Here is a 19,394-nt window from a genome sequence, read left to right on the forward strand (position 1 = left end):
CATGGCTCGCATGGTGAATTGCGTGAAACTCGGCCGTGAGGCGGAAGGGCTGGATCTGCCGCCGGTGCCGGGCGCGCTGGGCAAGCGCATCTTCGACAACGTGTCGAAGGAAGCGTGGCAGCAATGGGTCAAGTACCAGACCATGCTGATCAACGAGAACCGCCTGAACCTGATGGATGCCCGCGCGCGCAAGTACCTGGCCGAGCAGATGGAAAAGCACTTCTTCGAAGGCGGTGCGGACCAGGTGAGCGGCTACGTGCCGCCCGCGCAGTGAGCGGACCGCGCCGGTTTCACTGAAGCCGCACGCACAAAAAAAGGATGGCCAGGCCATCCTTTTTTTTGTGGATCTGCCGTTCGGCGGTCAGTTTCCGTGACCGCGCAAGGCTTCCTCGGACTTGCTGTAGCGCACGTCCTCGCCCTGGGCCAGGAAGACCACGTACTCCGCGATGTTCATCGCATGGTCGCCGATGCGCTCGATCGCCTTGGCGTTGAAGAGCAGTTCGAGGCTGCTGGTGATCGTGCGCGGGTCTTCCATCATGTAGGTGATCAGCTGGCGCATGATCGCCTTGAAGCTGGCATCGACCTCGGCGTCCTCGCGTTCGATGCGCGGTGCGACGGAGGCATCGGCACGGGCAAAGGCGTCGAGCGCCGAATGCAGCATCCCCGATGCGGCCTGGGCGGATGGCGACAGGTCGACGCGGGGGGCGAAGCTCAGTTCGGCCGAGTGCAGGCGCTTGGCCGACTTGGCGATCTTCTTGGCTTCGTCGCCGATGCGCTCGAGATCGGCCACCGAGCGGAGCACCGTCATCACTAGGCGCATGTCCGCCGCGGTTGGCTGACGCAGGGCGACGATGTGGTTGCATTCGTCGTCGAGCTGTTTCTGCATCAGGTTGATGCGCTGGTCACCTTCGATGACCTTCTCGAGAAGGGAGAGGTTGCCGGTGCGCAGGCCTTCGAGTGCGTCAGCGACCTGTGCTTCGACCAGCCCGCCCATGCGCAGCACGCCGCTGCGGATTTCTTCCAGTTCGGTCCTGAACTGCTTGTATGTGTGTTCCGTCATCTTCGCCGTGGTCCTGTCGATGGAGGCATGCAGGCTAGCACCGCAAGGTTAAGGTTTTGTTGCATGTCACACGGCGGAGAACGATCGGTTCAACTGCGCTGCAGGCGTTCCACGCCGGCGGCACCGGCCAGCAGCAGCAGATCGGCGCCGCGGGCGGCGAACAGGCCGTTGGTGACCACGCCGACGATCTGGTTGATGCCTTGCTCGGTGCCGACCGGATCGTCGATCGCCAGGCCATGCACGTCGAGGATCAGGTTGCCGTTGTCGGTGACGAAGCCTTCGCGCAGGCGCGGCTCGCCGCCCAGGCGGGCGAGTTCGCGGGCGACGTGGCTGCGCGCCATCGGGATGACCTCGACCGGCAGCGGAAAGCGGCCGAGCGTCTGCACGCGCTTGCTTGCGTCGCAGATGCAGATGAAGCGCTGCGCGACCGCGGCGACGATCTTCTCGCGCGTCAGCGCGCCACCGCCGCCCTTGATCATGGCGAAGCTGCCGTCGATCTCGTCGGCGCCGTCGACATAGACCGGAATGCTGTCGATGTCGTTGAGATCGAACACCTGGATGCCGTGCGCGGCGAGCCGCTTCGAGCTGGCTTCGGAACTGGAGACCGCGCCGCGGATGCGTTCGCGCATGCCGGCGAGGCCGTCGATGAAGTGGTTCACCGTCGAGCCGGTGCCGACGCCGACGATGCTGCCGCCCTCGATGTAGTCGAGGGCGGAGAGGGCAGCGGCTTTCTTGAGTTCGTCCTGGGTCATGTCTGTTCCCTGGTCCTCAGACCAGGCCATGGAAAGGTTGGATGAAGACGGTGTCGCCGGCCTGCACCGAAGTGCAGTCTTCCGGCAGCACGATGAAGCAGTCGGCTTCGGACATCGAGCGCAGTACGCCCGAACCCTGTGTGCCGGCAAGGGTGACGCCAAGCCCGGTACCGTCCCGCAGCATGCGTCCGCGCAGATATTCGACGCGATCCGCCGGCTTGCGCAGGGCGAAGGCTGCGCGGGCGGCGAAACGCCCGGCCGGCGGCAGCGGGGTCACGCCCATCATGGCCAGTAGCGCGTCCTGCACGAACTGGTAGAAGCTCACCAGCGTTGCCACCGGGTTGCCGGGCAGGCCGAACAGCACGGCGTTGCCGATGCGGCCGAAAGCCAGCGGCCGCCCGGGCTTGATCGCCAGCTTCCAGAACGAAACCTCGCCCATGCGCGACATCAGTTCGCGGACGAAGTCGGCATCGCCGACCGAGACGCCGCCGCTGGTGATGACCACATCGGCGGCCTCGGCCGCTTCGGCGAACGCGGCCTCGAGTGCGGCCGGCCGATCGGGCACGATGCCCATGTCGAGCAGTTCGCAGCCCAGCCGCGACAGCGCGCCGGACAGGGTGTAGCGGTTGCTGTCGTGGATCGCACCCGGTGCCAGCGGCTGGCCGATCGGGGTGAGCTCGTCGCCGGTCGAAAAGAAGGCGACACGCAGGCGGCGGCGCACCACGACCTCGCCGATGCCGAGTGAGGCGATCAGCCCCAGTTCGGCAGGGCCGCAGCGTTTGCCGGCGGGCAGGGCGACGCTGCCGGCAGCGAGATCCTCGCCGGCACGCCGCAGGTTGCGGCCTTGCTGCTGGCCGGCGGGGATGAAGACGGTGTCGCCCTCGCGGCGGACGGCTTCCTGCATGACGACCGTGTCGGCGCCGTCCGGGATGACCGCGCCAGTCATGATCCGTACCGCCTCGCCTGGGCCGGGCCGGCCGGCAAAGGGGCGCCCCGCGAAAGCGTTGCCGATCACCGCCAGCGCGGTTTCGGCGTCGGCGGCCAGGTCCGAGGCACGCACCGCGTAGCCGTCCATCGCCGAGTTGTCGTGCATCGGCACGTCGAGTGGGGCGATCACGTCCTGCGCCAGTACCCGCCCGAGGGCGGCATGCACCTCGACGTGCTCGCTGCCGGTGATCGGAGAGAGGCTGTCGAGGATCAGCCGGTGCGCCTCGGCGACCTTCAAGGCGGCCTGTACCGTGCTGCTGGGGGATGGATGGGTCATCTGCTGCGTGCCAAGGAAACTGGAAGCTGCCGGGGCTGGCCGGCACGGCTGCCATTTTCACACAAGGGGAAGCGCATGAAAAAAAGGGGTGGATCGCTCCACCCCTTTCCGGGTCGATGGCCGGCAGTGTTCAGCGCAGGCCGGCGGCGAAGTCCGAAACGGCCTTCATTTCGGCGTCGGTCATCTTCAGCGCGATCATGCGCATCATGCGGTTCGGGTCGTTCTCGCGGCCGCCGTCGCGGAAGGACTTGAGCTGGGCCTCAGTGTAATCGGCGAACTGGCCGGCGATGCGGGGGTACTGCGCCGGCAGGCCGGTACCGGCGGGACCGTGACAGGCGGCACAGGCGGGAACGCCCTTGGAGGCGATGCCGCTGCGCCAGATGCTCTGGCCGAGCTCGATGGTGCCGAGATTCTTCGCCGGCTCGGGCTGCTGCTCGAAGGAGGAGAAATACCTGGCGAGCGCGCGCATGTCTGCTTCTTCGAGATCAGCGACCATCGCCGTCATGACCGCGTTCTCGCGTGCCGGGGGCTCGCCGTTCCAGCCCTTGAACTCGCGCAGCTGCTTGTAGAGGTAATCCTCATGCTGCCCCGCGATCTTCGGGTTGGCCGACAACTGGCTGTTGCCATCCGTGCTGTGACAGGCGGCGCAGAGCGTTTCGACAGTCTGTTTTGCCTTGGCGAGGTCCGGGGCCTGTTCCTGGGCCTGCAGGCCGCCAGCGACAAGCAACAGGGACGAGAGCAGCAGGGAACGCTTGGTCATGATGTCCTCGGAAAGCCGTGAGTGATTGTTTCAAACACGGTATTCTATAACAGGAAACCCACCTTGCGCGATGCGTTGTGGGCTTTGTGGCGCATCCGCCCGGTCTTTCTTCTGCTTTCCTCCATGCCCATCTTCCGCAACGCACAATTCGAGATATCGATCGCCAAGCCGTCCGGCCTGCCACCGCCTTCCGGAGCCGAGATCGCCTTCGCGGGGCGCTCCAATGCGGGCAAGTCGAGCGCGATCAACACGCTGGCCGGACATGTCCGTCTGGCCTTCGTGTCCAAGACGCCAGGCCGAACCCAGCTGATCAACTTCTTCCGTCTCAACAGCGGTGCGCTGCTGGTTGACCTCCCGGGCTATGGCTATGCTGCGGTCCCCGAGAAGGTCAGGCGTGAATGGCAGGGCCTGATCGAGCATTACCTGCGTGAGCGGGAAAGCCTGATCGGCCTGGTGCTGATCATGGATTCGCGCCACCCCTTGACGCCGCTCGACCGCCAGATGATCGACTGGTTCGCGCCGTCGGGACGGCCGATGCACGTGTTGCTGACCAAGAGCGACAAGCTGTCGCGCGGCGCGGCCAGTGCGGTGCTGCAGGACGTGCGCCGCCAGCTCGCGCCGCTGGGGCCGCAGGTGACGGTCCAGCTTTTCTCCAGCCTGAAGAAGGCCGGCGCCGAGGAGGCCGAGCGCGTCATCGGCGGCTGGCTCGGCCTGGTTCAGGCGGATGCCGGGCCGGCAGTGCGGCCCGCGGCCCAGGGTGGCGAGGGCGCGCAGGAGACAGGCAAATAAAAACCCCCGACCAGGGGAGTAGCCGGGGGTGAAGACTGCCTCGCTGGTGCGAAGCGCCCGCTCAGGGAGGTGAAGCGGGAGACAGCGGCGCAGGAGCGCGTTGCCGTCTGCTTGGTAAGATAGAGCACTTCGCCCGAAAGTTCCGCTGCCAATGCGTTACTTGATGTGTTTCCGGCGTGCGCAGGCGCGTCGGCGCGGGCCGTTTCGAAACCGACAAGCGAGATCCAGAGATGCGACCGACCGGAGCTTTCCCCTTCACCCGCATGCGCCGCATGCGCCGCGACGATTTTTCCCGCCGCCTGATGCGCGAGAACGTGCTGACGGCCAATGACCTGATCTATCCGGTGTTCGTGCACGACAAGCCCGGCCGCGAGGCCGTGGCGGCGATGCCCGGCGTGGAGCGGCTGTCGATCGACGAACTGCTGAAAGTGGCCGAGCAGGCGCTGGAACTCGGCGTGCCGGCGGTCGATCTGTTCGGTGTTCCCGATCCGGCGGCGAAGACGGCGGATGGCGCTGCCGCATGGGACGAAAACGGCATCGTCCAGCGCGCGATCCGTGCCTTGAAGGCACGCTTCCCCGAACTGGGTGTCATCACCGACGTCGCCCTCGACCCCTACACCACCCATGGCCAGGACGGCCTGATCGACGATACCGGCTACATCGTCGAACGACGAAACCGTCGAGGCGCTGGTCAGGCAGTCGCTGTCGCATGCCGCGGCGGGCGCCGACGTGGTGTCGCCCAGCGACATGATGGACGGTCGCATCGGCACCATCCGAGCTGCGCTCGAGGATGCCGGCTTCATCCACACCCGCATCCTCGCCTACAGCGCCAAGTACGCCAGCAGCTTCTACGGCCCCTTCCGCAGCGCGGTCGGCTCGGCGGGCAATCTGGGCAAGGGCAACAAGTATTCCTACCAGATGGACCCGGCGAACAGCGACGAGGCCTTGCGCGAAGTGGCGCTCGACATCGCCGAAGGGGCGGACATGTTCATGGTCAAGCCCGGCATGCCCTATCTCGACATCGTGCATCGGGTCAAACACGAGCTCGGGGTGCCGACCTATGTGTACCAAGTCAGCGGCGAATACGCGATGCTGAAGGCTGCTGCGGCCAACGGCTGGCTGGATGACCGGGCCTGCGCGCTGGAAGCCCTGCTGGCCTTCAAGCGTGCCGGCGCCGATGGCATCCTGACCTACTACGCGCTCGAAGCTGCACGCTGGCTGAAGGCCGGCGCATGATCTTGCAGGGCACGCAGGCGTCCGCTGCCGTCGTGTTGCGGACGATGCGCGTGGATGATCTCGGCGCAGTGCTCCGCATCCAGCGTGAAGCCTACGGCGATGCTTACCAGGAATCCGCCGAAGTGCTCGGGCGCAAGCTCGGTCTGGCCCCCGGCGCCTGCTGGCTGGCCGAATCCGGCGGCGAAGCGCTCGGTTATGTCTTTGCCCATCCGTGGGCTGCTGATGCGCCGCCGCTGCATGAGCGGATCGAGGACCTTCCGGCGCAGGCGGATCATGGCTTCCTGCACGACCTCGCGGTGTCGCCGCGCGCGCGTGGCCTTGGTGTGGGGCGGGGGCTGTTCGGCAAGGTGCGCTGCTGGTCGGAGCAGGCTGGGCTTGGCGCGCTGACGCTGGTGGCTCTGGCCGATGCGGCGGCTTACTGGCGGGGGCTCGGCTTCACTGCAGTCCCGCTGGCTTTGCCGACGGGTTATGGCGCTGGCGCGCAGTTCATGCGGTGCGGGCTGGAGGCAGGTGCCTAGCCTGGCAGGGGCAGCTGGGCTGTATTGGGATGGCCTGGCGAAGGAGCCGCCATCCATGGCTAATGGCCTGCCAGCAGGCGGCCGAACCGGCGGCGAAGATCGAGGATCGACGCCAGTTTCATGTCCACATAGGCGGGCGTGCGCAGGCTGCGGCTCACCAGCACGGTGCGCATGCCCAGCCGTTTTGCAGTTCGCAGGTTGATCGCCGAGTCTTCCAGCATCACGCAGCGGTTCGGGTCCAGGCGCCGTGAGGAAAGCAGCTTGCGGTAGCCGCGGATGCCGGGCTTGGGATGGTAGTCCAGGTCCTCGATGGCGATCACGTCCTCGAACAGGTCGTGGATGCCCATCAGGTCCAGTACGGCCAGGGCGTAATGGCGGGGCGCGTTCGAGAACACGAAGCGGCGGCCGGGCAGCCTGCGCAGCATGCCGCGCAGCGCACGGTCGAACACCATCATCTCGTGCAGGCGGTCGAAGCGATGCGTTTCGACCAGGAAGTGCGCCGGGTCGGTGCCGTGGTGGCGCATCAGGCCGAGCAGGGTGGCGCCGTAGCGGCGCCAGTAGTTCATCCGCAGCGCATTGGCTTCGTCGTGGGACAGCGACAGATGCCGTTCCAGGTAAGCCGTCATGCTGCGGTTGATGTGCGGAAAGATGTGCGGGCTGGCGTTGTGCAGCGTGTTGTCGAGATCGAACAGCCAGACGGTGCGGTTGGGCATGGTGGAGGCGACTCAGCGCGGCATGGGACGGGGCTGGAAGCGGACGATGCTGCGGCCGTCCTCGGTGGTCTTTGGTGCGGCTTTCCAGGCGTGGCCCTGGATGATTTCGAAGCTGGCGGGCAGCCGTCCGTCCCGGCGCAGTGCTTCGTATGCAGCACGTGCCTGTACCCAGCCGGTACGGCCGGACAGGCCGCGCGGGCGGCCGACGGCAGCGTTGGCGGCACCGGTGGCACGCAGATCGGACAACAGCCCGTCGAGCTCGGTATAGGTCAGCGTCAGCATTTCCATGTCCATCACCGGATCGGCGAAGCCGGCCTTGACCAGGGCGTCGCCCAGGTCGTGCATGTCGATGAAGCGGTGCACACGTTCACCGGCCGTGCGGGGCAGGGCATCGCGCAGTTCGCGCAGCGAATCCGGCCCGAGGGTGGAAAACATCAGCAAGCCGCCGACTTCCAGCGTGCGATGAATCTCCTGCAGTGCCGGCAGCGGATCGTCCAGCGCCGGCAGCATCAGGTTGGACCACACCAGGCCGAGGCTGCCGCGGGCGAAGGGCAGCTGCCTGGCGTCGGCGAGGATGTGGGGCAACGGTGCGGCCTTGGCGCCGAGCAGGCGGCGCAGCAGGCCGGGAGCGGGGGCATCGCCGCGCAGGCGCTGACCGGCACGGGACAGCATCGGCATGGCGAAATCGGCCGCCAGCACACAGGCCTGCGGAAAGCGCTGCGCCAGGCGGGGCAGGTCGGCGCCGGTGCCGCAGCCGAGATCGAGCACGCGCTTCGGTTCGATACGGATGTAGTCCAGGCGCTCGTCCATCCGGCGGGCGATTTCGCGGGCAAGGACGTCGGCGCCGTCGGCCGTCGCCGCGGCGCGGGCGAAGCGGCGGCGCAGCAGGCCGTGGTCGAGGGCGAAATCCTCGTCGCGGTTGGCCGTTTCGCTCATCGGGCGCTCCGGCGGTGGACGGGGATCGGGGCCTTGCCGTCGCGAACTGTGGCCGTGTCGTACCGATTCACTGGACGGTCGGCGTTGATCGAAGTCATTGTCATTTCCGGCGCCGGGGGCTGTAATGGCGAACCCCGAATGTTCTGCCATTGGTCAAAATCTTGTCAAACCGAGCCTTCGACCTGCGCCGCCTGCTGGCCAGCGTGCTGGATGTACTGATGCCGCAGGACTGCCTCGTCTGCGGCGAGGCGGCAGGGGCGTGCGGCGTGTGCACGGCCTGCCTGGCCGACTTGCCGAGGCGGCCTCCCAGCGCATGTCCGGTTTGCGCCCTGCCCGGGCTGGATGGCGGACCTTGCGGGCGATGCCTGCGCATGCCTCCCGCCTATGATGCGACGCTGGCCTTGTTCGACTACGTCTTCCCGGTCGATGTGCTGGTCCTTGCACTGAAGTATCGGCACCAGTTGAGCGTGGCCACTTTCCTGGCTGCCGAACTGAGTGTGCTCGGCGAACGACCTGCGGCAGATGCCGACTTCATCCTGCCGATGCCCTTGCATCCGCGCAGGCTGGCCGAGCGCGGTTTCAACCAGGCGGTGGAGCTTGCGCGTCCGCTGGCGCGCGGGCAGGCGCTGCCAATGGAACTGGCTTGCGTCCGCAAGCTGCGCGACACGCCACCGCAGGCTTTGCTGGGCCGCGACGAGCGTTTGTTGAGCCCCGCTGGCGCCTTCTGCTGCGATCGCGTACTGGATGGCCTGCATGTACTGGTGATCGATGACGTGATGACCACGGGAGCGACGCTGGACGAACTGGCACGCTGCCTGAAGGCGCAGGGCGCGGCGCGGGTCACGAATCTGGTCGTTGCCCGCACGCCGGCACCGGCCTGAGCTACAGTGCCGGCTTTGCGCACAAGGCGCTGACCGCCATTTCCGTCCCGATGTTCGAGATCGTCCTTTACCAGCCGGAGATTCCGCCCAACACCGGCAACATCATCCGGCTTGCCGCCAATTCTGGCAGCCGCCTCCATCTGATCGAACCGCTGGGTTTCGATCTGTCCGACAAGCAACTGGCCCGCGCGGGGCTGGATTATCACGACCTGACCTGCGTCACGGTGCATCCGGACTGGGCGCAGTGCCGTGCGGCGCTGGAGGGGCGGCGCTTCTTCGCGCTGTCGACCCGCGGCGTGCGGCGGCACGACGATGTGGCTTACCGCGAAGGCGACGTGTTCGTGTTCGGGCCGGAGAGCCGTGGCCTGCCGGCGGAAATGCTGGCGGGTTTCGAGCCCGAGGCGAGGATCCGCATTCCGATGCGGCCGACCAACCGCAGCATCAACCTGTCGAATGCAGTGGCGGTGGTGGTGTATGAGGGTTGGCGCCAGCAGGGATTCGCCGGCGCGGCTCAGGCGGAGGCCTGAGCGGGGATTACTCGTGGCGGGGGTCGCGCGCCAGCAGTTTCTCGACCGCGCCACGTGCATCGAGGCCGTGATGCAGCAAGGCATCGACAGCTTCGCAGATCGGCATCTCGACGCCATGGCGCCGGGCCAGGCCGACGACTTCGCGCGCGGTGGATACGCCTTCGGCGACATGGCCGAGGTCGCGCAGGATGCCGGCCAGCGTGCTGCCCTTGGCGAGTTCCAGGCCGACGCGGCGGTTGCGCGAGAGATTGCCGGTGCAGGTCAGGATCAGGTCGCCCATGCCGGTCAGGCCCATCAGCGTTTCGCCGTTGCCGCCCAGGGCGATGGCAAGACGGGAGATTTCGGCCAGGCCGCGGGTGATCAGCGCCGCGCGGGCATTGAGGCCGAAGCCCATGCCGTCAGACACGCCGGCGGCAATGGCCATGACGTTCTTGACCGCGCCGCCGATCTCGCAGCCGATGACGTCGGTGTTGGCGTAGATGCGCAGGCGAGGCTGGTGCAGGGTTGCGACCCAGTGGTGAGCGAAGGCTTCGTCGGCTGAGGCGAGGGTGATCGCTGCCGGCAGGCCGCGCGCGACTTCGGCGGCAAAGCTGGGGCCGGTCAAAACACCGCTGGTGGTGCCCTCGCCGAGCTCTTCGGCGACGATTTCATGCGGCAGCCGTCCGGTTCCGGCTTCGAGCCCTTTGCAGGCCCACAGCAGTGGCGTGCCTGGCTGCAGGCGATGGAGGGCGCGAGCCGTATCCCGCAAGCCGGCCAGCGGTGTGACGACCAGATGGAGATCGGCGCCTTGTGCCGCACGGGAGAAATCGGCTTCGAAGCGCAACGTGTCGCTGAGGCGGATGTCGGGCAGATAGCGGCGGTTTTCGCGCGTCAGGGCGAGTGTCCGCAGGTGTTCCGCATCACGTCCCCACAGGCACACCTCGTGCGTGGCGCTGAAGGCCTGTGCCAGTGCAGTGCCCCATGCGCCCGCGCCGAAGACGGCGATGCGCCGGCTGTTGTGCTGCTTGACGGATGCGGCGGTCACAGCCCCCAGACCTCGTTGATGCGGATGTAGCCTTCCTCGCCGTCGCGGTGGCGCACTCTCGCCCAGCCGAGCGACGGCGGTTCGACCAGGTCGAGCACGACGTTGCGGACGGCTTCGAAGCTGGGCGCCGCGTCATCGCGGGCCTCACGCCGGATGGCGGCGCGTTCCGCAGTCACGAGCACGGTGCGGCGGTTGGCGAGCACACGGCTCTCCAGCCAGCTCAGGGAGCCGCCGGGCTCCCGCACCTTGACCCACTTGTCGACCCTGACGACGATTTCGACCGGGGTGCCCGAGCGCAGGAAAAGAAGACGCTTGCCCTGTTCCGAGGGCGTGTCGTACAGGATTGCCTGTTCGGTCAGGGAGCGGAATTCGATCGCCTGCGCCAGCGCCGGCCCCGCCGCCATGCTGGCGAGTGCGGCAAGCATGGCGATCGAGCGGGGCTGGATGGAACGGCGCAGGTGTGTCATGGCGGCGAGCCTTATCACTGGATCGGCGTTTCGCCCTGCTGCGCGGCGGCCTGCTGGCGCTGCGATTGGTACAGGGCCTCGAAGTTGACCGGCGACAGCAGCACGGGCTGGAAGCCGGCGCGGGTGACGGCGTCCGACACGGCCTCGCGGGCATAGGGGAAGAGGATGTTGGGGCAGCCGATCATCATGACGGCCTCGAGGTCGGCTTCGGGCACGTTGCGGATCTGGAAGATGCCGGCCTGGGCCACTTCGACCAGGAACAGCGTACGGTCTTCGCCGATGGTGGCGGAGACGGTGACGGTCAGCGTGATCTCGTAGACGCCTTCGTCGATGCTCTTGCCTTCGGTACGAAGCTGCACGTTGACCTGCGGGGCCTCGCGTTCGAGATAGATCTGCGGAGCACCCGGCACTTCGACCGACAGGTCCTTGACGTACAGTTTTTCGATCGAGAAGACGGGTTGAGCGTTTTCAGACATGAAATGGGTATCCGGTGAGTGAGGTTTGGATTGCAGGAAAGAGAATCAGGGGAAGAAAGATTCAGGCGGATTCGCCGCGCAGCATCGGTTCGAGCTTGCCGGCACGGTCGAGCGCCATCAGATCGTCACAGCCGCCGACATGGTAGCCGCCAATGAAGATCTGCGGAACCGTGCGCCTTCCGGTTTCCGTGATCATCTGCTCGCGCCGGGCGGGGTCGAGATCGGTGCGGATCTTGTCGATCTCCGTCACGCCCTTGCTGCGCAGCAGCTGTTCGGCGCGGATGCAGTAGGGGCAGGTCGCCGTGGCATACATGCGGATGGCGGCGGGCATGCTCATTTCCTCTTGCGGCTGACCGGCTGGCCCGCTTTCTGCCATTCCATCATGCCGCCGTGCAGGTTGTAGACCTTCTCGAAGCCCGCCTTGCGCAACTGCGTGGCGGCAGCAGTCGAACGCGCGCCGCTGGCGCAGCACAGGATCAGCGGATGGCTCTTCCACTTGTCCAGCTCGCCGCTGCGGCGCTCGAGGTCGCCGGCGGGAATGTGGCGGGCATTGGGAATGTGGCCCTGGGCGTATTCGCCCTGGTCGCGCACGTCGATGACGACGGCGTCTTCACGGTTGATCAGCATCGTGGCCTCGACCGGGGAAAGCTGGCCCCCGCTGCCTCGGCCGCGTGCCAGGTCGACGAGCAGCCAGCTGCCGCTTGCGGCTGCCAGCGCCGCCCAATACCAGTTATGTTGCAGGAATTCCACGAAAAACGGTGCTCCGGTAGGGGAAAAGGAAATCAGCCTTGCTCGTCATCGACGCCGCAGAACACTTCGCGCATCAGCGCGATGAGCTGCAATGTACGCGGATCGCCGACGCGGTAATAGACGCGGTTGGCGTCCTTGCGCGTCTGCAGCACGTCCTTGTCGCGCAGGATGGCGAGATGCTGCGAGATGTTGCTTTGCGAAGTGCCCACCGCATCGACGATGTCCTGCACGCAGACTTCGCCGTCGCCGAGCACGCACAGAATCTTCAGGCGCAGCGGATGGGCGATTGCCTTGAGTGCGCGAGCGGCAGTTTCTATGTGCTCGTTCTTGTCGATGAGCGTGAAGATGTCGTCTTTGTTCACGGTAGGGCCGGCAGGGCAAAGCGCTAGTATAAAATAAGGTGTCTCCGTCTTGCGCGCTAGGGAACATGCCGGGAGCGGATCCGGTCTTCGTCCGTGCCCGTCGGCTTCCCCAGGCTCCCATTCCCGCAACCCCGCTCATTTCCTTGAATCGGAATCCTAGCTTCATGCGTATCGCTGGCCGTGGCCATCTGGCTGCTTTCGTCCTTGGCCTCGTGCTGGCGTCGGCAGTGGCGCCGGAGGCCGCCTACGCGCAGGCCACTGGCGACATTGCCGACAAACGCTCGGATCTCGATGATCTCAAGAAGCGTATCCGCGACCTGCAGCAGGAGATGTCGCGGACCGAAGCGAACCGTTCCGATGCGGCAAAGGCGCTGACCGAGTCGGAGCGCGAAGTGTCGCGTGCGCAGCGGCGGGTGTTGCAGCTGCAGCGTGAGCGTGCCGAGGCCGATGCACGTCTGGCGGAACTGGAACGTGCGCAGCAGGAAGCGGGGACGGGCATCGAGGCCCGTCGAGGCGAACTGGCGGAGTGGCTGCGCCGGCACTACGTGCATGGTGCGGCAGACGGCGTGGCTCCCCTGTTGTCTGCGCGTGACCCGAACCAGATCGCGCGTGACGCCTATTATCTCGAACAGCTCGGCCGCGCCCGCCTGGGCCTGATCGAGCGCATGCGTGCCGATCTGCGCGAAACCGAGCTGCGTGCGCAGGAGATCGGACGCCGGCGCGACCGGGTGAGCGAACTCGAGGCCCGGCAGCATGAGCAGCGCAAGCAGCTCGAAGCCAGCCTGCTCCAGCGCAAGACTGCGCTGGCCGAAATCTCGAAGCAGCTCCAGAGCCAGAAGCGCGAAGTGGCGACCTTGCGCGAGGACGAGCAACGGCTGGCGAAAGTGATCGACACCCTGGTCAGGCGTGCCCGCGAGGCGGCCGCGCGCGAGGCGGCGAGGAAACTGGCGGAGCAGCGTGCGGCGGAGCGCCGCGCGGCGGAGGCGCGTGCGGCCGCGGCGGCGCAGGCGAAGGCGGCCGGCAATGCCGCGCCGTCGGCAGCGGTTCCCCGTCCGCCGGCGCAGCGTGCCGAGCCGGTCGTCGGCGAGGCGCGCAGCACTGCCGGGGCGACGCCGACCGGCGTGCGCTTCGCCCAGCTTCGCGGCCAGTTGCGCTTTCCGGTGCGCGGCGAACTCGTCGGGCGCTTCGGTGCTCCAAGGGCGGAAGGCGGCACGACCTGGAAAGGCGTGTTCATCCGGGCGGGTACCGGTGCGGATGTCAGGGCGGTCGCAAAGGGCGAAATCGTGTTTTCGGACTGGTTGCGCGGCTATGGCAATCTGATCATCATCGACCATGGCAGCGACTACCTCACCGTCTATGGCAACAATGACACCTTGCTGAAGGAAGTGGGCGATGCGGTGTCCGGCGGCGACGCGATCGCCAGCGTGGGCACCAGCGGAGGGGGCGGAGAATCGGGTTTATACTTCGAACTCCGCCATCAGGGCCGCCCGCTCGACCCGATGCAGTGGGTGCGACTCAACTAGATCAAATGGTGCGAAGGGCTGGAGCCGCTTCCCCGATGGAGTTCTCATGCGCAGCAAGCTGAAACAGCTCGGCCTCGTCATGACCGGCGTGTTCGCCGGCGTGGCGCTCAGTCTCAATTTTTCCGCCAACGCCGACCGCACGACCCAGGTGCCGCTGCCGGTCGAGGAGTTGCGCGCCTACGCCGACGTCTTCAATGCGATCAAGCAGGGTTATGTCGAGCCGGTCGAGGACAAGAAGCTGATCGTCGATTCGATCAGCGGCATGCTGTCGGGGCTCGATCCGCATTCTGCCTACCTGGACGCCGAGGCCTTCAAGGAGCTGCAGGTCGGCACGCAGGGCGAGTTCGGCGGGCTGGGCATCGAGGTCGGCATGGAAGACGGCTTCGTCAAGGTCGTTTCGCCGATCGAGGACACGCCGGCCTTCCGCGCCGGCGTCCAGGCCGGCGACCTTATCGTCAAGCTCGACGACACGCCGGTGAAGGGCATGAGCCTGAACGACGCGGTCAAGCGCATGCGCGGCAAGCCCAACACCACCATCGAGCTGACCATCATGCGCAAGGGCGAGGCGCGGCCGATCGTGCTCAAGCTGACGCGTGAAGTCATCAAGGTGCAAAGCGTCAAATCCAAGATCGTCGAGCCCGGTTACGGCTACCTGCGCGTTGCCCAGTTCCAGGAGAACACCGCGGCCTCGGTGGTCCAGCACCTGAACAAGCTGAGTGCCGAAAAGCCGCTCGCCGGGCTGGTGCTCGATTTGCGCAACGACCCGGGCGGCCTGCTGCACGGCGCCGTGGGCGTGTCCGCGGCCTTCCTGCCGCTGGGGGCGATGGTGGTGTCCACCGACGGCCGCACCGAGGACGCCAAGCGCGAATACCGCGCAATGCCGGACGACTACCTGCGCGGCACGCGCGACGATTTCCTCGGCCGCCTGCCTGCGGGCATCAAGGATGTGCCGATGGTGGTGCTGGTCAATGCCGGCTCGGCCTCGGCGTCCGAGATCGTCGCTGGCGCGCTGCAGGATCACAAGCGTGCCGTCGTGATGGGGACTCAGACTTTCGGCAAGGGCTCGGTGCAGACCATCCTGCCGCTCGACAACAGCACCGCGATCAAGCTGACCACGGCGCGCTACTACACGCCGAGCGGACGCTCGATCCAGGCCAAGGGCATCGAACCCGACATCGTCGTCGAGGAAAGTGCCAATGGCTCGAACCGCCGGGTCCGCGAAGCCGACCTGCAGGGCCACCTGGGCAACGACAAGGATCCCGAGGCCGAGCTCAAGGCCAGGGAGGCCGGGCAGAAGGACGGCGCCGACGACGAGGCCGAACCGGTGCGCTTCGAGCTTGCCGGCAAGGACGACCACCAGCTGCAGCAGGCGATCAACCTGCTCAAGGGCCTGCAGATCGTTCAGGGCAAGAAGCCTGAACCGAAACCCTGAAATACCCTGTCCCGACCGCCTGCTCAGGGGCGCCCTTGAGCAGGCGGTCGGCATGTGCCGGATATCTGCCCACGATGGCAGGTATCCGGCCTTTTTGTTTGCCTTGCCAATCCACACATTTCTCTTCACATGAACGACGATCAGTTGCTGCGCTACAGCCGCCACATCCTGTTGCCGGAAATCGGCGTGGAGGGGCAGGAGGCGCTGCTCGCCGCGAAGGTTCTCATCGTTGGCGCCGGCGGACTTGGCTCTCCGGCGGCGATGTATCTCGCCGCCGCCGGCGTCGGCTCCCTGGTGATTGCCGATGACGACGCCGTCAACCTCACCAACCTGCAGCGCCAGATACTGCATTCGGCCGAGACGGTCGGCCGGCCCAAGGTCGAATCGGCGCGAATCAGCCTGCAGCGCCTCAACCCGCTCGCCGAGGTCGTGCCGCTGGCGGCGCGGCTCGAAGGCGATGCGCTGGAGGCGCAGGTGGCGGCGGCCGACGTGGTGCTGGACTGCTGCGACAATTTCGCCACCCGTCATGCGGTCAACCGGGCCTGCGTGAAGCTGCGCAAGCCACTGGTGTCCGGTGCCGCGATCCGTTTCGACGGCCAGGTGTCGGTATTTGATCTGAGGCAGCCCGAGGCTGCCTGCTATCACTGCCTGTTCCCGGAAGGCGAGGACATCGAGGAGGTGCGCTGCGCGGTGATGGGCGTGTTCGCGCCGATCGTCGGCCTGATCGGCACGACCCAGGCCGCCGAGGCGCTCAAGCTGATCATCGGCTGCGGCACGCCACTGGTGGGGCGCCTGCTGCTGCTCGACGGCCTGGCGATGGAGTGGCGCAGCATCGGTTTCGGTCGCGACCCCGGCTGTGCCGTCTGTGGCGGCGAATCCGGTGCCTGAAACCTAGCCGAGGCTGCAGGCCGCGCCGCAGCACGATGCGCTTATCGCTTCGCCGGCAGATCGGTTGCCAGGCGCGCGAGGATGCGGATGTCGCGGCCGAGCTGGCGCAGGTCGCGGAGGTCGAGCCGGGTGGCATCTTCCAGCCGTGTCAGCGCGGCGAGATTGAACAGGCCATGGGCGGCATCGCCGGCCAGCATCGGCGCCAGATAAAGCAGCAGCTCATCCACGCAGCCTTCGCGCAGCAGCGAGCCGTTGAGCTTGAAGCCGGCTTCGGCGTGGACTTCGTTGAGGCCGAGCGTGCCGAGTTCGCTCATCAGGCGCGGCAGATCGACCTTGCCGGCGGCGTTCGGCAGCACGATCAGCCGGTGCCCGGCGGCCGACAGGCTGGCGATGCGCGTGCTGTCCTCGCTGGCGGTGGCGATCAGGATCGGCTCGCCCTGCAGGATGCGGGCGCTGGGAGCCACGTCCAGCCGGGCATCGACCAGCACACGCAAGGGTTGGCGTTCGCAGGCGACGTCGCGCACGGTGAGCTGCGGATCGTCTTCCTTCACCGTGCCGATGCCGGTCAGCACGGCGCAGGCACGGGCACGCCAGGCGTGGCCGTCGCGGCGCGCCTCGGCGCCGGTGATCCATTGGCTGACGCCGTTTTCCAGCGCCGTCTTGCCGTCGAGCGTGGCTGCCGCCTTGAGCCGCAGCCAGGGGCGGCCGCGGGTCATGCGCGAGACGAAGCCGATGTTCAGTTCGCGCGCTTCTGCTTCCAGCAAACCGTGCTCGGTGACGATGCCGGTAGCGCGCAGGCGGGCCAGGCCGCGCCCGGCAACGAGCGGGTTGGGGTCTTCCATGGCGGCGACGACGCGGGCAACCCCGGCTTCGATCAGCGCATCGGCGCAGGGCGGCGTACGGCCGTGGTGCGAGCAGGGTTCGAGCGTGACGTAGACGGTGGCGCCGCGCGCGGCTCTGCCTGCCTGTCGCAGGGCGTGGATTTCCGCATGGGCTTCGCCGGCACGGTGGTGCCAGCCTTCGCCGACGATGGCGCCGTCGCGCATCAGCACGCAGCCGACGCGAGGATTGGGTGAAGTGGTGTTCAGGCCGAGCGCGGCGAGCCGGAGCGCGCGCGCCATGGCGGCATGGTCAGCCGCCGAAAAGGTCATGGCCGGATTCCTGCCCGGGCTTGGCGGGCTTGCTGCGGCGCGAGCGGGGCTGCACCTCGCGGATCAGGTCGGAGAATTCATCCACGTCAGCGAAGTTGCGATAAACCGAGGCGAAGCGGATGTAGGCGACCTTGTCGAGCTTCTTCAGCTCCTTCATCACCAGTTCGCCGATCTTCTCGCTCGGCACTTCCTGCTCGCCCAGCGACAGCAGGCGCGCTTCGATGCGGTCCACCGCGGCGTCGACGGCATCGATGGTGACGGGGCGCTTGCGCAGCGCCAGCTTCATGCTGCCGGCCAGCTTGGTATGGTCGAACTCGGTGCGGCTGCCGTTGCGCTTGACGATGTGCGGCATCTTGAGGTCGATGCGCTCGTAGGTGGTGAAGCGCTTGTCGCATTTCGGACAGCGGCGGCGGCGCCTGACGACGTCGCCATCCTCGTTCTCGCGCGTGTCGGTGACCTGGGTATTGGGGTCAGCGCAGAAAGGGCATTTCATGGCCGGAAGGCGCTACGCGGGGCTTGCCTGGCACGCCCCGCGTTCGGGCTTACTTGCCGTACACCGGGAACCTGGCGCACAGCTCGGCGACCTGGCCGCGCACGCGCTCGATCACGGCCTGGTCTTCCGGCGCGTCGAGCACGTCGGCGATCAGATGGGCGACCTTCTCGGCCTCGATCTCGGTGAAGCCGCGGGTCGTCATCGCCGGCGAGCCGATGCGGATGCCGGAGGTGACGAAGGGCTTCTCGGGGTCGTTCGGGATCGAGTTCTTGTTGACCGTGATGTGGGCGCTGCCCAGCACGGCCTCGGCCGCCTTGCCGGTGATCTTCTTGTTGCGCAGGTCGACCAGGAAGACGTGGCTCTCGGTACGGCCGGAGATGATGCGCAGGCCGCGCTCCTCGGACAGCACGCGGGCCATCACGCGGGCGTTGGCGATGACCTGTTCCTGGTAGTTGCGGAACTCGGGCGAGGCGGCTTCCTTGAAGGCGATGGCCTTGGCGGCGATGACGTGCATCAGCGGGCCGCCCTGCAGGCCGGGGAAGATCGCCGAGTTCAGCGCCTTCTCGTGTTCGGCCTTCATCAGGATGATGCCGCCGCGCGGGCCGCGCAGGGTCTTGTGCGTGGTCGAGGTGACGACGTCGGCGTGCGGCACCGGGTTGGGGTAGAAGCCGGCGGCGATCAGGCCGGCATAGTGGGCCATGTCCACCCAGAAGATGGCGCCGACTTCCTTCGCGATCTTGGCGAAGCGCTCGAAATCGATGCGCAGCGCGTAGGCCGAAGCACCGGCGATGATGATACGCGGCTTGGTCTCGCGCGCCAGCGCTTCCATCTTGTCGTAGTCGATCTCTTCCTTGTCGTTCAGGCCGTAGGCGACGACGTTGAACCACTTGCCCGACATGTTCAGCGCCATGCCGTGGGTGAGGTGGCCGCCTTCGGCCAGGCTCATGCCCATGATCGTGTCGCCCGGCTTGGCGAAGGCCATCAGCACTGCCTGGTTGGCCTGCGAGCCCGAGTTCGGCTGCACGTTGGCGGCTTCGGCGCCGAACAGCGCCTTCAGGCGGTCGATCGCCAACTGCTCGGCCACGTCGACATGCTCGCAGCCGCCGTAGTAGCGCTTGCCGGGGTAGCCCTCTGCGTACTTGTTGGTGAGCTGGGAGCCCTGGGCTTCCATCACCGCCCTGGAAACGTAGTTTTCCGAAGCGATCAGTTCGATGTGGTCTTCCTGACGCTTGTTTTCGGCCTGGATGGCGGCCCACAGCTCGGGATCGACTTTGGCGAGAGTGTCTTGCGAAGAGAACATGGACGGAACCGGTAACGATTGGCTTTAAAAGCGGATGTTACCACGCACACCCGGGACTGCAGCGGGCGCGATCATCGTGCCGATGCAGTCCC

General features: G+C 66.8%; 23 protein-coding genes and 2 pseudogenes. 10 read left to right on the plus strand and 15 right to left on the minus strand.

From position 1 onward, the window contains the following. Window position 1: 1 nt before the first annotated feature. On the plus strand, window positions 2–274 hold the full coding sequence (locus tag QM748_RS01205; protein WP_415245263.1) for an oxidative damage protection protein: 273 nt from the start codon (window positions 2–4) through the stop codon (window positions 272–274). Window positions 275–361: 87 nt separating this feature from the next. Here QM748_RS01205 and phoU read toward each other — a convergent pair whose 3' ends face one another. The 4 genes from phoU to QM748_RS01225 form a co-directional block, all read right to left on the minus strand. Then, window positions 362–1,060 carry a phosphate signaling complex protein PhoU gene (gene phoU, locus QM748_RS01210; RefSeq protein ID WP_415245264.1) on the minus strand — a complete coding sequence of 233 codons (699 nt, stop codon included), beginning with the start codon at window positions 1,058–1,060 and terminating at the stop codon, window positions 362–364. Window positions 1,061–1,149: 89 nt separating this feature from the next. Beyond that, entirely contained in the window at window positions 1,150–1,812 is a 663-nt protein-coding gene (gene rpiA, locus QM748_RS01215; RefSeq protein WP_415245265.1) for a ribose-5-phosphate isomerase RpiA, read from the minus strand. Window positions 1,813–1,828: 16 nt separating this feature from the next. Beyond that, window positions 1,829–3,076 carry a gephyrin-like molybdotransferase Glp gene (gene glp / locus QM748_RS01220; RefSeq protein WP_415245266.1) on the minus strand — a complete coding sequence of 416 codons (1,248 nt, stop codon included), beginning with the start codon at window positions 3,074–3,076 and terminating at the stop codon, window positions 1,829–1,831. Between the two features lie 130 nt (window positions 3,077–3,206). Further along, complete coding sequence (locus QM748_RS01225) at window positions 3,207–3,836, minus strand: c-type cytochrome (protein ID WP_415245267.1); 630 nt, start codon at window positions 3,834–3,836, stop codon at window positions 3,207–3,209. Between the two features lie 123 nt (window positions 3,837–3,959). On the opposite strand from QM748_RS01225, the gene yihA reads away from it, so the two are divergent. From yihA to QM748_RS01240, 3 genes and pseudogenes are all read left to right on the plus strand, one after another. Beyond that, window positions 3,960–4,625, plus strand: a complete 666-nt coding sequence (gene yihA, locus QM748_RS01230; RefSeq protein WP_415245268.1) for a ribosome biogenesis GTP-binding protein YihA/YsxC — start codon at window positions 3,960–3,962, stop codon at window positions 4,623–4,625. A 230-nt stretch (window positions 4,626–4,855) separates the two neighbouring features. Next, window positions 4,856–5,861 (plus strand): annotated as a pseudogene (hemB, locus tag QM748_RS01235) (porphobilinogen synthase). Continuing rightward, on the plus strand, window positions 5,858–6,379 hold the full coding sequence (locus QM748_RS01240; RefSeq protein ID WP_415245269.1) for a GNAT family N-acetyltransferase: 522 nt from the start codon (window positions 5,858–5,860) through the stop codon (window positions 6,377–6,379). Before hemB ends, QM748_RS01240 begins: the two are co-directional and overlap by 4 nt. A 59-nt stretch (window positions 6,380–6,438) precedes the next feature. Here the strand turns inward: QM748_RS01240 and QM748_RS01245 are convergent, their stop codons facing one another. Both QM748_RS01245 and QM748_RS01250 read right to left on the minus strand, forming a co-directional pair. Beyond that, entirely contained in the window at window positions 6,439–7,092 is a 654-nt protein-coding gene (locus QM748_RS01245) for a pyrimidine 5'-nucleotidase (RefSeq protein ID WP_415245270.1), read from the minus strand. A 12-nt stretch (window positions 7,093–7,104) separates the two neighbouring features. Continuing rightward, window positions 7,105–8,028: a methyltransferase domain-containing protein gene (locus tag QM748_RS01250; protein WP_415245271.1), complete on the minus strand. Its 924-nt coding sequence runs from the start codon at window positions 8,026–8,028 to the stop codon at window positions 7,105–7,107. A 203-nt stretch (window positions 8,029–8,231) separates the two neighbouring features. Here QM748_RS01250 and QM748_RS01255 point away from each other — a divergent pair. The 3 genes and pseudogenes from QM748_RS01255 to QM748_RS01265 form a co-directional block, all read left to right on the plus strand. Beyond that, window positions 8,232–8,384: pseudogene (locus QM748_RS01255) on the plus strand (double zinc ribbon domain-containing protein); the annotation flags it as partial. Window positions 8,385–8,399: 15 nt separating this feature from the next. Beyond that, window positions 8,400–8,909: a ComF family protein gene (locus QM748_RS01260; RefSeq protein WP_415247991.1), complete on the plus strand. Its 510-nt coding sequence runs from the start codon at window positions 8,400–8,402 to the stop codon at window positions 8,907–8,909. Window positions 8,910–8,959: 50 nt separating this feature from the next. Next, the gene (locus tag QM748_RS01265) at window positions 8,960–9,436 is read left to right on the plus strand and encodes a tRNA (cytidine(34)-2'-O)-methyltransferase (RefSeq protein ID WP_415245272.1); all 477 of its coding nucleotides are present in this window, start codon (window positions 8,960–8,962) and stop codon (window positions 9,434–9,436) included. Window positions 9,437–9,443: 7 nt separating this feature from the next. Here the strand turns inward: QM748_RS01265 and QM748_RS01270 are convergent, their stop codons facing one another. The 6 genes from QM748_RS01270 to QM748_RS01295 all read right to left on the minus strand — a co-directional run bounded on the left by QM748_RS01270 (window position 9,444) and on the right by QM748_RS01295 (window position 12,515). Further along, window positions 9,444–10,460 (minus strand): NAD(P)H-dependent glycerol-3-phosphate dehydrogenase, encoded by a 1,017-nt coding sequence (locus QM748_RS01270; RefSeq protein ID WP_415245273.1) that lies wholly within the window; start codon window positions 10,458–10,460, stop codon window positions 9,444–9,446. After that, window positions 10,457–10,927, minus strand: a complete 471-nt coding sequence (locus tag QM748_RS01275) for an SH3 domain-containing protein (RefSeq protein WP_415245274.1) — start codon at window positions 10,925–10,927, stop codon at window positions 10,457–10,459. Before QM748_RS01275 ends, QM748_RS01270 begins: the two co-directional genes overlap by 4 nt. Before the next feature lie 14 nt (window positions 10,928–10,941). Continuing rightward, window positions 10,942–11,403, minus strand: a complete 462-nt coding sequence (gene secB / locus QM748_RS01280; protein ID WP_415245275.1) for a protein-export chaperone SecB — start codon at window positions 11,401–11,403, stop codon at window positions 10,942–10,944. 61 nt (window positions 11,404–11,464) lie between these two features. Further along, window positions 11,465–11,734, minus strand: coding sequence for a glutaredoxin 3 (gene grxC / locus QM748_RS01285; protein WP_415245276.1), 270 nt, complete (start codon window positions 11,732–11,734; stop codon window positions 11,465–11,467). Window positions 11,735–11,736: 2 nt separating this feature from the next. Then, window positions 11,737–12,153 (minus strand): rhodanese-like domain-containing protein, encoded by a 417-nt coding sequence (locus tag QM748_RS01290; RefSeq protein ID WP_415245277.1) that lies wholly within the window; start codon window positions 12,151–12,153, stop codon window positions 11,737–11,739. A gap of 32 nt (window positions 12,154–12,185) precedes the next feature. Next, complete coding sequence (locus tag QM748_RS01295; RefSeq protein ID WP_068635587.1) at window positions 12,186–12,515, minus strand: ArsR/SmtB family transcription factor; 330 nt, start codon at window positions 12,513–12,515, stop codon at window positions 12,186–12,188. Between the two features lie 164 nt (window positions 12,516–12,679). Here QM748_RS01295 and QM748_RS01300 point away from each other — a divergent pair, with 164 nt between their 5' ends. The 3 genes from QM748_RS01300 (at window position 12,680) to QM748_RS01310 (ending at window position 16,358) form a co-directional block, all read left to right on the plus strand. Further along, complete coding sequence (locus tag QM748_RS01300) at window positions 12,680–14,038, plus strand: murein hydrolase activator EnvC family protein (RefSeq protein ID WP_415245278.1); 1,359 nt, start codon at window positions 12,680–12,682, stop codon at window positions 14,036–14,038. Window positions 14,039–14,084: 46 nt separating this feature from the next. Then, window positions 14,085–15,470, plus strand: coding sequence for a S41 family peptidase (locus QM748_RS01305; protein ID WP_415245279.1), 1,386 nt, complete (start codon window positions 14,085–14,087; stop codon window positions 15,468–15,470). Between the two features lie 129 nt (window positions 15,471–15,599). After that, window positions 15,600–16,358: a HesA/MoeB/ThiF family protein gene (locus tag QM748_RS01310; RefSeq protein ID WP_415245280.1), complete on the plus strand. Its 759-nt coding sequence runs from the start codon at window positions 15,600–15,602 to the stop codon at window positions 16,356–16,358. Window positions 16,359–16,399: 41 nt separating this feature from the next. Here QM748_RS01310 and ribD read toward each other — a convergent pair whose 3' ends face one another. From ribD to glyA, 3 genes are read right to left on the minus strand one after another with little or no spacing between them, the layout of a single operon-like run. Further along, window positions 16,400–17,509, minus strand: coding sequence for a bifunctional diaminohydroxyphosphoribosylaminopyrimidine deaminase/5-amino-6-(5-phosphoribosylamino)uracil reductase RibD (gene ribD, locus QM748_RS01315; protein ID WP_415245281.1), 1,110 nt, complete (start codon window positions 17,507–17,509; stop codon window positions 16,400–16,402). Further along, entirely contained in the window at window positions 17,490–18,002 is a 513-nt protein-coding gene (nrdR, locus tag QM748_RS01320) for a transcriptional regulator NrdR (protein WP_415245282.1), read from the minus strand. Before nrdR ends, ribD begins: the two co-directional genes overlap by 20 nt. A 49-nt stretch (window positions 18,003–18,051) precedes the next feature. Next, entirely contained in the window at window positions 18,052–19,302 is a 1,251-nt protein-coding gene (glyA, locus tag QM748_RS01325) for a serine hydroxymethyltransferase (protein WP_415245283.1), read from the minus strand. Window positions 19,303–19,394: the final 92 nt, after the last annotated feature.

The sequence above is a fragment of the Thauera sp. genome (assembly GCF_047601425.1).
In the GTDB taxonomy this organism is placed as follows: Bacteria; Pseudomonadota; Gammaproteobacteria; order Burkholderiales; family Rhodocyclaceae; genus Thauera.